This is a genomic window from Pseudonocardia sp. T1-2H, assembly GCF_038039215.1.
Taxonomy (GTDB): domain Bacteria; phylum Actinomycetota; class Actinomycetes; order Mycobacteriales; family Pseudonocardiaceae; genus Pseudonocardia.
On the sequence record NZ_JBBPCL010000001.1, the window covers coordinates 2,374,267 to 2,387,248 of the forward strand.

Annotated in this window: 10 protein-coding genes and 1 pseudogene; 4 read left to right on the forward strand and 7 right to left on the reverse strand. The window is 73.0% G+C overall.

Annotation, left to right across the window (positions count from 1 at the left end):
- Positions 1-9 precede the first annotated feature (9 nt).
- From WBK50_RS11840 to WBK50_RS11865, 6 genes and pseudogenes are all read right to left on the reverse strand, one after another.
- On the reverse strand, positions 10-693 hold the full coding sequence (locus WBK50_RS11840; RefSeq protein WP_341335649.1) for a sigma-70 family RNA polymerase sigma factor: 684 nt from the start codon (positions 691-693) through the stop codon (positions 10-12).
- Between the two features lie 587 nt (positions 694-1,280).
- On the reverse strand, positions 1,281-2,399 hold the full coding sequence (locus tag WBK50_RS11845) for a glycerate kinase (RefSeq protein ID WP_341335650.1): 1,119 nt from the start codon (positions 2,397-2,399) through the stop codon (positions 1,281-1,283).
- A gap of 280 nt (positions 2,400-2,679) precedes the next feature.
- A pseudogene (gene glgX, locus WBK50_RS11850) lies at positions 2,680-4,808 on the reverse strand (glycogen debranching protein GlgX).
- Between the two features lie 139 nt (positions 4,809-4,947).
- On the reverse strand, positions 4,948-5,436 hold the full coding sequence (locus WBK50_RS11855; RefSeq protein ID WP_341335651.1) for a beta-class carbonic anhydrase: 489 nt from the start codon (positions 5,434-5,436) through the stop codon (positions 4,948-4,950).
- Positions 5,437-5,714: 278 nt separating this feature from the next.
- Entirely contained in the window at positions 5,715-6,308 is a 594-nt protein-coding gene (locus tag WBK50_RS11860) for a TetR/AcrR family transcriptional regulator (protein ID WP_341335652.1), read from the reverse strand.
- Between the two features lie 34 nt (positions 6,309-6,342).
- The gene (locus WBK50_RS11865; RefSeq protein WP_341335653.1) at positions 6,343-6,726 is read right to left on the reverse strand and encodes an SDR family NAD(P)-dependent oxidoreductase; all 384 of its coding nucleotides are present in this window, start codon (positions 6,724-6,726) and stop codon (positions 6,343-6,345) included.
- A gap of 136 nt (positions 6,727-6,862) precedes the next feature.
- Here WBK50_RS11865 and WBK50_RS11870 point away from each other — a divergent pair, with 136 nt between their 5' ends.
- Complete coding sequence (locus WBK50_RS11870; protein ID WP_341335654.1) at positions 6,863-7,657, forward strand: SDR family NAD(P)-dependent oxidoreductase; 795 nt, start codon at positions 6,863-6,865, stop codon at positions 7,655-7,657.
- Between the two features lie 4 nt (positions 7,658-7,661).
- Here the strand turns inward: WBK50_RS11870 and WBK50_RS11875 are convergent, their stop codons facing one another.
- The gene (locus tag WBK50_RS11875; RefSeq protein ID WP_341335655.1) at positions 7,662-8,414 is read right to left on the reverse strand and encodes an IclR family transcriptional regulator; all 753 of its coding nucleotides are present in this window, start codon (positions 8,412-8,414) and stop codon (positions 7,662-7,664) included.
- A gap of 89 nt (positions 8,415-8,503) precedes the next feature.
- Between WBK50_RS11875 and hutH the strand changes: the two genes are divergently transcribed.
- From hutH to WBK50_RS11890, 3 genes are all read left to right on the forward strand, one after another.
- Positions 8,504-10,057, forward strand: coding sequence for a histidine ammonia-lyase (hutH, locus tag WBK50_RS11880; protein WP_341335656.1), 1,554 nt, complete (start codon positions 8,504-8,506; stop codon positions 10,055-10,057).
- Between the two features lie 71 nt (positions 10,058-10,128).
- Entirely contained in the window at positions 10,129-11,784 is a 1,656-nt protein-coding gene (gene hutU, locus WBK50_RS11885) for a urocanate hydratase (RefSeq protein WP_341335657.1), read from the forward strand.
- A complete protein-coding gene (locus tag WBK50_RS11890) occupies positions 11,781-12,974 on the forward strand; it encodes an allantoate amidohydrolase (protein WP_341335658.1) in 1,194 nt (397 codons plus the stop codon). The genes hutU and WBK50_RS11890 overlap by 4 nt, the downstream gene beginning before the upstream one ends.
- The last annotated feature ends 8 nt before the right edge of the window (positions 12,975-12,982 follow it).

Consider the following 12,982-nt stretch of genomic DNA (forward strand, 5'->3'; position numbering starts at 1 on the left):
CGCTCGCGATCAGCCGAACCCAGGCGGGTACCGCCGCGGGCGGTCGGGAGGCCGCTTCACGGCCGCCCGTTCGGATCCCTCGACCGACAGCATCTTCCTCAGCAGAGCGAGGGCGCGAAACTGCAGGAGCCGCACGGCCTCGGGACGGGCGCCGATGACGCTACCGGTCTCGGCGGCGGAGAGTCCCCAGACGACCCGCAGCACGAGCACGTCCCGCTGCCGCGGCGGCAGCCGGTCGAGCAGCGCCGCCATCGCGTCCGCGTCCGCGGCCTCCAGCAGGTGCCGCTCCGGGTCGTCGGCCGTGGTCATGGCGTCCGGTACCTCCGACACCGCCACCTCCCGGCTCCGCGCCACCGCGGCGTAGGCGCTCGCGATCCGGTGGCTCGCGACCGTCTGGACGAAGGCGAGGAACGGACGCCCCCGATCGCGGTAGCCCGGCAGGGCGCGGACGATCGCCATGCACGTGTCCTGCGTGACGTCCTCGGCCGACACAGGTGAGCCGTGGAGCCGGTGGGAGCAGTAGCGCACGATCAGCGGCCGGACGAGCCGGATCAGGGCGGTGACGGCCTGTCCGTCGCCGTCGTGAGCAGGCCCGACCAAGGCGTCGATCTCGTCACCGACACCGGATCGGCGGGGCCGCGCGGCGCTGGGCCGTGGTTCCTCGACAAGGACGTCGTGCTGTCTGCAGAACATCGCACACCTCTGTGCGCGCGATCCTGGGTGGTGGTGCGCCACTCGGCGTGATGCACGAACGGGCGACTGTGTCGGCACGACCGTGCATCGCCCTGGACCGCGCAGGGCTAGAGCATCTGACCTGGATCACCGCACGAGCACCGGCAGGTGCTGCTGGCCAAGCGGTTGCGATAGCTGCGAGGTTGTCACAGGTTCTGGAACGGGACAAGGCTGCCCCAGCGCGCGCCTCCGACCGAGCGGTCATCACTGGGCATCGATCATGTCCGTTCCGTGCCGAAACGCCGGTCAGGCCGACAGTCGACCTGGCGATTCGCCGGGCTCGGCTCGCCGGAGATCGGGTGTACGTAGTTCTGACACCTGCTGCGGCACTCGTCCGGGCGGACGATCGCGACTACACCGACCCGACGCTCGCGGATGGTCGGTCGGCTCCGGACGCAGCCGCGTGCCTCGGTTCGGGGGGCGAGGAGGGCGGGCGGCGAGCATCGGTCACCAGCGCCGGCCGTGGGGCAGGTCCGTCGCCTCCGACGACCGGTGCCCCGGGGAAGGGGAGCCGGCCGCCGGCCCGGGGTGAGCCGGGCCGCCGCCGGTCATCGCGCCGCGCCGAGTCCCTCGGGAAGGCGTTCGGCGAGCGCGGTTCCGGCCGCGGCGAGCCACCGTGCCGGGTCGGCCATCGACGCCCGAGCGGAGCCCGCGAGCTCCGTCAGGGACACCGCGGCGACGGCCGGCGGCTGCGGGTCCGCCGCGACCTGGCCCGCCACGATCGCCACCGGCGTCGGCGCGGCCACGGTGAGGACGTTCCCGACGACCTTGCCCCGAACGGACTGCGAGTCGAACCGGCCCTCGCCGGTGATCACCAGGTCCGCGCCGGGCACCGCGGCCTCCAGTCCGGCCACCGCGGCGACGGTCGCCGAGCCGCTCACCATCCGCCCGCCCCAGCAGGCGAGCAGCCCGAACGACGTGCCGCCCGCGGCGCCCGAGCCGGGCTCCTCGCCGCTCACGCCGAGTATCCCCGCCAGCCTGCCGAGCGCGGCGTCGAGCTCCTCGACCTGCTGCGGGGTCGCGCCCTTCTGCGGCCCGAACACGGCCGCTGCCCCGTGCGGCCCGAGCAGCGGGCTCGTCACGTCCACCAGGTACTCGACGCCCTCGGGCGGGCCCGGAACCAGCTCGGACAGATCGACGCGGGCGAGCCGGACGAGCGCCCCGCCGCCGGGCGGGAGATCGTTCCCGTCCGCGTCGAGGAACCGGGCGCCGAGGGCGACGAGCGCGCCGGCGCCGCCGTCGTTGGTCGCCGATCCGCCGAGGCCGAGCATGATCCGCCGGGTGCCCGGGTGCTCGACCGCGAGCCGGAGCAGCTCGCCGACGCCGCGGGTGGTCGCCCCCATCGGGTCGAGCTCGTCGAGCAGGGGCAGCCCGGCGGCCGACGCCAGCTCGACGACGGCGGTCCCGTCCGGGCGCAGCAGCCACCGCGCCTGGACGGGCTTGCCGTCCGGCCCGCTGACGGTGGCCGTGCGCAGACACTCCTCGGGCAGGCCGTGACCGAGCGCGTCGAGGGTGCCCTCGCCGCCGTCGGCCAGCGGCATCAGCTCCAGCACGTCGTCCGGGCGCTTGCTGCGCCAGCCCGCGGCGATCGCCTCGGCGACGTCGGCCGCGTCGAGCGAGCCCTTGAAGGAGTCCGGGGCGATCACGACGCGGAGAGGGGCGGCCACGGGCAGACCCTATGCAGCGGCGGACCGGTCGGCCAGCGGCTTCGACGCGCATTCCAGCCCCGGACGCGACGGAGGGGGACCGTGAGGCGTACGGGGCCGGAGCCTGGCGGTCGTGCCCCGGGGGCACTGTGGCACGACCACCGGACCGGGTGTCCGTCAGCCGCTCAGCGCTCCCTTCCCCAGGTGGAAGGGCACGCCCGGCTTGATCTGGTCCAGGCCCGGCACCACCTGTCCTGACCCCGACCGGAGTCGCCGCCCCGAGGTCTCGCGGCGCACGGTCTCAGGCCGCGCCCCCACCTCGGTACCGGCAGCGCAGCACCAGCATCGAGCGCGCCGGGACCCGCAGACGTGTCTCCGGCCGTGGGTGCCGGCGGCGGGTGTTCGCGAGCAGCGGGTCCGCAGTGTCGACGACCGTCTGCCAGACCTTCCCGTAGGACTCGTCGGGCAGGGTGAAGGTGGTCTGCTGGTGGTGGGCGTTGATCAGCAGCAGGAACGAGTCGTCGACGATCCGCTCGCCGAGCTGGTTGCGGTCCGGGATGCCCTCGCCGTTCAGGTAGATCATCACCGAGCTGGTCTGGGCGCGGGTCCAGTCCCCGTCCTCCATGTGCCGGCCGTCCGGGCGCAGCCAGGCGATGTCGTCGATGCTCGAGCCGTGGATCGGGCGGCCCTGGAAGAACCGCTGCCGGCGGAAGATCGGGTGCTCGGCGCGCAGGGCGACGAGGCGGGCCGTGAACTCGGTGAGGACGTCCTGCTCGCGGGCGGCGTCCCAGTCGACCCAGCTGATCTCGTTGTCCTGGCAGTAGACGTTGTTGTTGCCGCCCTGGGTGCGGCCGAGTCGTCGCCGTGGGAGATCATCGGCACGCCCTGGGAGAGCAGCAGCGTGGCGAGGATGTTGCGCTTCTGCCGCTCGCGTAGCGCGTAGACCTCCGAGTCGTCGGTCGGTCCCTCCGCGCCGCAGTTCCAGGAGCGGTTGTGGCTCTCGCCGTCGTTGTTGTCCTCGCCGTTGGCCTCGTTGTGCTTCTCGTTGTAGGACACGAGGTCCTGCAGGGTGAAGCCGTCGTGGGCGGTGACGAAGTTGATCGAGGCGATGGGGCGGCGGTTGTCGGCCTCGTAGAGGTCCGAGGAGCCGGTGAAGCGGGCGGCGAACTCGCCGAGGCTGGCCGGTTCGCCGCGCCAGAAGTCCCGGACGGTGTCGCGGTACTTGCCGTTCCACTCGGTCCACAGGGGCGGGAAGCCGCCGACCTGGTAGCCGCCGTCGCCGACGTCCCAGGGTTCGGCGATGAGCTTGACCTGGCTGACGATGGGGTCCTGGTTGACCAGGTCGAAGAAGGCCGAGAGCCGGTCGACGTCGTGGAACTCGCGGGCGAGGGAGGAGGCGAGGTCGAAGCGGAAGCCGTCGACGTGCATCTCGGTGACCCAGTAGCGCAGCGAGTCCATGATCAGGCGCAGGGACTCGTGGTGGCGGACGTTGAGGCTGTTCCCGGTGCCGGTGGTGTCGTAGTAGAACTTCTCGTCGCCGCCGACGAGGCGGTAGTAGGCCTGGTTGTCGATCCCGCGGAAGGACAGCGTCGGCCCCATGTGGTTGCCCTCGGCGGTGTGGTTGTAGACGACGTCGAGGATGACCTCGATCCCGGCCCGGTGCAGGGTGCGGACCATCGTCTTGAACTCGAAGACTTGCTCGCCGCCGGTGCCGAAGCAGGCGTAGCCGTTGTGCGGGGCGAAGAAGCCGATGGTGTTGTAGCCCCAGTAGTTCGACAGGCCCTTGTCGTGCAGGGTGGAGTCGTGCACGAACTGGTGCACCGGCATCAGTTCGACGGCCGTGACGCCCAGGGCCCGGAAGTGCTTGACCATCACTGGATGGGCGAGGCCGGCGTAGGTGCCGCGCACGTCCTTGGGGATGTCCGGGTGCTGCATCGTCATGCCCTTGACGTGCGCCTCGTAGATGACGGTCTCGTTGTAGGGGATCCGTAGCGGCCGGTCGTCCGCCCAGTCGTAGTACGGGTCGATCACCACGGACTTCATGGTGTGCGGCGCGGAGTCCTCGTCGTTGAAGGAGTCCGGGTCCCCGAAGTTGTAGGAGAACAGGGCCTGGCCCCATTCGATCCGGCCGTCGATGGCCTTCGCGTAGGGGTCGAGCAGCAGCTTGGAGGGGTTGCAGCGCAGCCCGGCGGCCGGCTCGTAGGGCCCGTGCACGCGGTAGCCGTAGCGCTGCCCGGGACGGACCCGGGGCATGTAGCCGTGCCAGACCAGGCCGTTGCGCTCCGGGAGGTCGAGGCGGGTCTCGGTGCCGTCGGAGTCGAAGAGGCAGAGCTCGATGCGCTCGGCGACCTCGGAGAAGATCGCGAAGTTGGTGCCACCCCCGTCGAACCTGGATCCCAGCGGGTAGGGCGAGCCGGGCCAGATGTGCACACGACCTCCTGATCACACGAACGGGGGCCTGTAGTTCTATCCCGTCCGCGTGCCCGGCGCGACCGCTGCGGGTGGAAAGGGTGATCGGCACGTGGGAGAGGATCCCGCGGCGCCGGCCCCGCGTGCCGATCACGGCAGGTCAGACGACCTCGTTGAGCTTCCCGGTGGCGACGTCGAAGACGAACCCGCGGATGCTGTCGGTCTTCGGGACGAACGGGTTCGCCCTGATCCGGGCGATCGACTGCCGGACGTCCGCGTCGAGGTCCGGGAAGGACTCTGCGGCCCACCCCGGCTTGATGCCGGTCTCGTCCTGGATCGACTTCTTGAACTCGTCGTCGGTGAAGGTCAGCATCCCGCAGTCCGTGTGGTGGATCAGGATGATCTCCTCGGTGCCGAGGAGGCGCTGGCTGATGGCGAGGGAGCGGATCTCGTCGTCCGTGACGACGCCACCGGCGTTGCGGATGACATGCGCCTCGCCCTCGGCGAGGCCGAGGATGCCGTAGACGTTGAGGCGCGCGTCCATGCAGGCGACGACGGCGACGTGCTTCGAGGGCGGCAGCGGGAGCGGACCGGCGAAGGTCTCGGTGTAGCGGGCGTTGTTGGCGAGCAGTTCGTCCGTGACGGACATGGGTGTCTCCAGGATCGCGCGAAAGGGATCGCGGGCTCGTGCCCGCGAGGGGACACGACTGCGGCCGCGCGGCGACCCGGTGGAGGGGTCGCGCTACGCGGCCCGGAGACAGAACTCGTCGAACTCGAACACGCGGCGGCTCGGCCAGAAGAACTCGAGCCGCATGCGGATCACGCCATGAGTCAAGCGCACGGGCCGAACGACGGGCAAGTCGGACCGATCAGCGGTCTCGGCCACATCCCGCGAAACCGGCATCGACGGATCCGGTCGGCCCGGCATCAGGGTGCCGTGGCCGCCCGCACCAGCGTGGCGGCCACGGCTTTCGCCGCGTCCTCCGCGCTCGGGTCCCGGTCCAGCCACGCCCCGATACCGGCGCCGTCGTAGAGCAGGACGAGTTGCCGGGCGAGCGCCTTCGGGTCCTTCGCGCCCGCCTCCACGGCGAGGTCGTGGAACAGCTCGTGCACCCAGGTCCGGTACGTGCCGGACTCCTCCTCGACGGCCCCGCCGGGCCGCGCCTCCGCGCTGGCGCTCACGAAGGCGCAGCCCCGGAAGGCAGGGTCGGTGAAGCTCAGGCCCTGGACCTCGAAGACGCCGACCAGCCGCTCCGCCGGGGTGGCGTAGCGTGCCGCGAGCTCGCGGGTCATGCGCTCACGGGTCGCCGCGTGCCGGGCCTGGAGATAGGCCCTGACCAGCTCGTCCTTGCTGCCGAAGGCGTTGTAGAGGGTCGCCTTGGCCACGCCCGCCTTCTCGATGACCCGGTCGATCCCGACGGAGGTGACGCCCTCGGCGTAGAACAGCTCGCTCGCGGCGGCGAGCAGCCGCTCCCGGGCCGAAGCCCTGCTCGGCCTCGCGGCGCTCGCCTTCTCGGGCATGTCCCGATTCTGCCAGACCGGTCTGTCCGACGGATCAGATCGCCGTCCGGCCGCCGTCGACCGCGATCGTGGCGGCGGTGACGTAGGCGGCGCCCGGCGAGGCCAGGAACGCGATCACCTCGGCGATCTCCTCCGGCTCGGCGCCGCGGTCGAGCAGCGTGGTCGCGCCGAGGGCGGTGATCAGCTCCGGGTTCGCGCCGTCCGTGTGGACGGGACCCGGCGCCACCGCGTTGACCCGGACCCCGTTCGGGCTGAACTCGGCGGCCCAGGACCGGGTCAGCGAGGAGAGCGCCGCCTTCGTCGCCCCGTACGCGGTTGGGCCCCTCTCCGCGAGGGCGATCGCCGTGGCCCGGCCGATTCCGGCGGTCGCGCCCGTGACGAGGGCGGTGGGAAGGGTGTCGCGGTGCGGTGCGGTCATGACCCACCCAACTGAGTAGACCGGTCTGTTCAAGACTAGAACTATCGACAGATCCGTCTGCTGGCGTCAACCGCTCGGCCGGGCGACCCGCGTCGTCCGGAGGAAGAACCGGCGGCCACGGCGGATTGCACCGGGTGTGGACATCGATCTGAGTGGACGTAGGGCGTTGGTGACGGGCTCGACGCAGGGCATCGGGCGCGCGATCGCGACTCGGCTCGCGCAGGCGGGCGCCGAGGTGGTCGTCAACGGCAGAACCGCGGAACGGGTCGACGAGGCGGTCGCGCGGATCGCCGAGGAGGTGCCGGACGCGCGGCTACGGGGAATCGCGGCCGACGTCGCGGACGACCGGGGAGCGGCGGGGCTGACCGCCGAACTCCCGGACGTCGACGTGTTGGTGAACAACCTCGGGATCTTCGGCGCCGCCCCCGTCCTGGAGATCGACGACGCCGAGTGGCGCCGCTACTTCGACGTCAACGTGCTCGCCGGGATCCGGCTGACCAGGGCGTACCTGCCCGGCATGATGGAACGCGGGTTCGGCCGGGTGCTGTCGATCTCCAGCGACTCGGCGGTGGCGACGCCGGTGGAGATGGTGCACTACGGGGTCACGAAGACCGCGCAGCTCGCGGTGACGCGCGGGTTCGCCAAGGCCGCGGCGGGCACCGGGGTGACGGTGAACTCCGTGCTGGCGGGGCCGACCCATACCGAGGGCGTCGAGGGTTTTGTTGCGGAGCTCGTCGGGGACGAGCTGCCCTGGGACGAGGCGCAGCGGCGGTTCATGCGCGAGCACCGGCCGCAGTCGCTGCTGCAGCGGCTGATCGAGCCGGTGGAGATCGCGAACATGGTCGTGTACCTCAGCTCGGACCTCGCCTCGGCGACGACCGGCGGTGCGGTGCGCGTCGACGGCGGGTACGTGGACTCGATCCTGCCGTGAGGGTTCAGCCGCCGCCCATGCGGCTCCGGACGGCGCGGGCGGTGCGCTGCACCTCGGCGACGATCGCCCCCCGGTCCTCCTCCGCCTCGCAGGGGTAGGTCACCGCGACGCTCGCCACTGGCAGCCCCAGGTGGTCCGGCACCGCGACCGCGACGGACGCGAAACCTGGTGTGACCTCGCCGTTCTCGGTCGCGAACCCGTCGCGGCGGACCTCGACGAGCAGCCGGCGAAGCGCCGTCGGGGAGCGGGGCCCGGCGTCGTGCCGCACCACGAACGCGTCCGGTGTCGGGTAGAGCGCGCGGACCTGGGCCGCGGGCAGCCCGGCGAGCATGGCCCGGCCGCTCGCGGTGAGGCTGGCCGGCAACCGGACGTCGACGTCCGTCACCAGCGGCGGCCGGCCCGGCGCGCGTTCCTCGATGAGGTACACGACGTCCCGTCCGTGCAGCACCCCGAGGTGCGCGGTGTGCCCCACCCGGTCCACGAGCCGGGCCAGCGGGATCCGGGCGAGGCGCTGCAGCGGGGCCTGCCGCAGGTACCCGGTGCCGAGCTCGTGGGCCGAGAGGCCCAGCGCGTAGCGCCGCTCGTCCTCCAGATGCACGACGAACGCCTCCTCGGCCAGCGTCGTGAGCAGCTGGTAGGTCGTGGAGCGGGGGATCCCGAGGTCCCGGGCGATCGCCGCGGCGGGCACGGGCCCGGCCTGGCGCGCGAGATGGCGCAGGATCGCCAGGGTCTGAGCGGCGGCCGGAACGCGGGACACCCCGTGATCTAAGCGAACTGTCCGGGATGTCGGACGGCGATCGCCGGATCGCCTGGTGTGACGGTTCCGACGGGTGTTGGGTTCTCGACGTGCTGTCGACCCTCACCGCAACCGTCACCGTCGGATCCGGCCCGCTGACCCGGGAGGAGGTCGTCGCCGTCGCCCGGGGCGGGGCGGCGCTCGCCGTCGACCCGGAGTGCGAGGCCGCGGTCCGGCAGACGCGACGGGTGATCGAGGCGCTCGCGGCCGACGTCGTGCCGCACTACGGCGTCTCGACCGGCTTCGGCGCGCTGGCGACCCGACACATCCCCGTCGACCGGCGCGGCGACCTGCAACGCAACCTCGTCCGCTCGCACGCCGCCGGCTCCGGGCCGGAGGTGGAGGGCGAGGTCGTCCGGGCGCTCATGCTGCTGCGGCTGTCCACGATGTTGACCGCGCGCACCGGTGTCCGGCTGGAGACCGCGCAGGCCTACGCGGCGCTGATCGACGCCGGGATCACCCCGCTCGTCCGCGAGTACGGCTCGCTCGGCTGCTCCGGGGACCTGGCCCCGCTCGCGCACTGCGCGCTCGCGGTGATGGGGGAGGGCGAGGTCCGCGACGCCGACGGCCGTCTGCTCCCCGCCGCCGAGGCCCTCGCGGCCGCCGGGCTCGCGCCGATCACGCTGCGGGAGAAGGAGGGCCTCGCGCTGATCAACGGCACGGACGGCATGCTCGGCATGCTGGTGCTCGCCTGCCACGACCTCCGACTCCTGGTGGCCACGGCCGACGTCGCCGCGGCGATGAGCGTCGAGGCCCTGCTCGGGACGGACGCCGCGTTCGCCGAGGACCTGGTCGCGCTGCGCCCGCATCCCGGGCAGCAGGCGAGCGCGGCCAACCTGCGCGCCCTGCTCGTCGGGTCGTCGATCATGGCGAGCCACCGCGGGCCGGAGTGCACCCGCGTGCAGGACGCGTACTCGTTGCGCTGCGCACCCCAGGTGCACGGGGCCGTGCGGGACACCCTGGCGCACGCCGAGGCCGTCGCGGACCGCGAGCTCGCCGCAGCGATCGACAACCCGGTCGTCACGGTCGACGGGCGGGTGGAGAGCAACGGGAACTTCCACGGCGCGCCCCTCGGGTACGTGCTGGACTTCCTGGCGATCGCGGTCGCGGACCTGGCGTCGGTGAGCGAGCGGCGGACCGACCGGTTCCTCGACGTCGCCCGCAACCACGGCCTGCCCGCCTTCCTGGCCCACGACGCCGGCGTCGACTCCGGCCACATGATCGCCCAGTACACGCAGGCCGGGATCGTGTCCGAGCTCAAGCGGCTCGCGGTTCCCGCCTCCGTGGACTCGATCCCGTCGAGCGCGATGCAGGAGGACCACGTCTCGATGGGCTGGGCGGCCGCGCGCAAGCTGCGGACCGCCGTCGACGGGCTGCGCCGCGTCGTCGCGATCGAGCTGCTCACCGCCGCGCGAGCGCTGGACCTGCGCGCCCCGCTCGCTCCCGCCCCGGCCACCGCCGCGGTGCGGGACCTGCTGCGCGAGACCGTCCCGGGTCCCGGTCCGGACCGCTACCTCGCGCCCGAGATCTCCTCCGCCGTCGCCGCCGTGGCGAACGGCTCCGTCCTGTCCGCCGCCGAGACGATCACCGGAGTTCTGCGCTGACGCGCTCGTGCGCGGATCTCGTTGCCAGGGCGACGATTTCCGCGCACGGGCCTCCCAAGGAGGCAATCACCATGAACGGCGCCCGTCCGGTCCGCGCCCCGCGCGGCACCACCCTCACGGCCCGCAGCTGGCAGACCGAGGCCCCGCTGCGGATGCTGATGAACAACCTCGACCCCGAGGTCGCCGAGCGGCCGGACGACCTCGTCGTCTACGGCGGGACGGGGCGCGCGGCCCGGGACTGGCGGTCCTACGACGCGCTGGTCCGGACCCTGACCACGCTGGCGGGCGACGAGACGATGCTCGTCCAGTCCGGTCGTCCGGTCGGGGTGATGCGGACCCACGAGTGGGCGCCGCGGGTGCTGATCGCGAACTCGAACCTGGTGGGGGACTGGGCGAGCTGGCCCGAGTTCCGAAGGCTCGAGCAGCTCGGTCTGACCATGTACGGCCAGATGACGGCCGGCTCGTGGATCTACATCGGCACCCAGGGGATCCTGCAGGGCACCTACGAGACCTTCGCCTCGGTGGCGGAGAAGAGGTTCGGCGGCACCCTCGCCGGCACGCTGACCGTCACCGGCGGCTGCGGCGGGATGGGCGGCGCGCAGCCCCTGGCGGTGACGCTCAACGGCGGGGTCTGCCTGGTCGTCGACGTCGACGAGGCGCGGTTGCGTCGCCGGATCGAGCACCGCTACCTGGACCGGCTCGCGGGCTCGCTCGACGACGCGGTGCGTCTGTGTGCGCAGAGCAGATCCGCGGGGGAGGCGCTCTCCGTCGGGCTCGTCGGGAACTGCGCGTCCGTGCTGCCCGAACTGCTGCGGCGCGGGGTGGAGGCCGACGTCGTCACGGACCAGACCTCGGCGCACGATCCGCTCTCCTACCTGCCGGACGGCGTGGCCGTGGACGAGTGGGCGGACTACGCCCGGACCAAGCCCGAGGAGTTCACGGACCGTGCGCGGGAGTCGATGGCCCGGCACGTCGAGGCGATGGTCGGGTTCGCGGACGCGGGCGCCGAGGTCTTCGACTACGGCAACTCGATCCGGGACGAGGCCCGGCGCGGCGGGTTCGAGAACGCGTTCTCGTTCCCCGGGTTCGTGCCCGCCTACATCCGGCCGCTGTTCTGCGAGGGCAAGGGCCCGTTCCGCTGGGCCGCCCTCTCCGGGGACCCGAAGGACATCCGGGCGACGGACGACGCCGTCCTGGCGCTGTTCCCGGACCACGACCGGCTGCACCGCTGGATCCGGGCCGCCCAGGAGCGCGTCGCGTTCCAGGGGCTGCCCGCCCGGATCTGCTGGCTCGGCCAGGGCGAGCGGGACGTCGCGGGCGTGCGGTTCAACGAGATGGTCGCCTCGGGCGGGATCAGCGCGCCGATCGTGATCGGCCGGGACCACCTGGACACCGGCTCCGTCGCCTCGCCGTACCGGGAGACCGAGTCGATGCTCGACGGCTCGGACGCGATCGCGGACTGGCCGTTGCTGAACGCGCTGGTCAACACCGCGTCCGGGGCGACCTGGGTGTCGATCCACCACGGCGGCGGGGTCGGCATCGGCCGGTCGATCCACGCCGGGCAGGTGACCGTCGCGGACGGGACGGAGCTCGCCGCGGCCAAGATCGAGCGAGTGCTCTCCAACGACCCGGCCATGGGCGTGATCCGGCACGTCGACGCCGGCTACGACACCGCCGGAGCAACAGCGAGGACCGCCGGCATCCGCATCCCCCTGGACGAGGCATGACGCGGGGGTTCGACTCGCTCTGGGAGGCGTTGGCGCCCGTCGGGAGGGACGGGCGGTCCGGCGGGTACCGGCGGTTCGCCTGGACGGCGGAGGACTCCCTGCTGCGGGAGTGGTTCGCGGGCGAGGCGGCGGCGCGGGGGCTCGACCTCGTCACCGACCGATGCGGCAACCAGTGGGCCTGGTGGGGGGACCCGGACGTCGACGGGCCGGGCGTCGTCCTCGGCTCGCACCTGGACTCGGTGCCGCACGGGGGCGCGTTCGACGGCCCGCTCGGCGTCGTGTCCGCGTTCGCGGCCCTCGACGGGCTGCGGGCCCGCGGGGTCGTGCCGGGCCGGCCGATCGCCGTCGCGCACTTCGCGGACGAGGAGGGCGCCCGGTTCGGCGTTGCCTGCGCGGGATCGCGGCTCCTCACCGGCCTGCTCGACCCGGAGCGTGCCCGCGCACTGACCGGCGCCGACGGCGTCTCGATGGCCGAGGCGATGACCCGGGCCGGACACGATCCGGCCTGGATCGGCCGGGACACCGAGACCCTGCGCCGGATCGGGACCTACGTCGAGCTGCACGTGGAGCAGGGCCGCGGGCTCGTCGACCTGGACCGGCCGGTCGCCGTCGGCTGCGCGATCTGGCCGCACGGCCGCTGGCGGGTCACCCTGCCCGGGCGCGCGGACCACGCGGGGACGACGCGGCTCGCCGACCGGGACGATCCGATGCTCGCGCTCGCCGACGTCATCCAGCGGATCCGGGCGGCGGCCGAGCGGCACGATGCCGTGGCGACCTGCGGGAAGGTCACGGTGGAACCGAACGCGGTCAACGCGATCCCGTCGCAGGTCACGGCGTGGCTCGACGCCCGGGGCGCGGACGAGTCCCGGGTGATGGCAGTGGTGTCGGACGTGATCGCCGCCGCCCGGGAGCACGGCGGGACGGTGGCGAAGGAGTCCTGGACGCGGGCGACGACGTTCGATGCGGCCCTCGCGGCCCGCCTCGCGTCCCTGGTGGGAGACGCCCCGGTCCTCCCGACCGGCGCGGGCCACGATGCCGGGATCCTCGCGTCCGTCGGCATCCCGGCGGCGATGCTCTACGTCCGGAACCCGACCGGGATCTCCCACGCCCCGGAGGAGCACGCGGACCCGGAGGACTGCCACCAGGGCGTCGAGGCCCTGACCACGGTGGCGGAGCACCTCATCCGATGACCGCACCC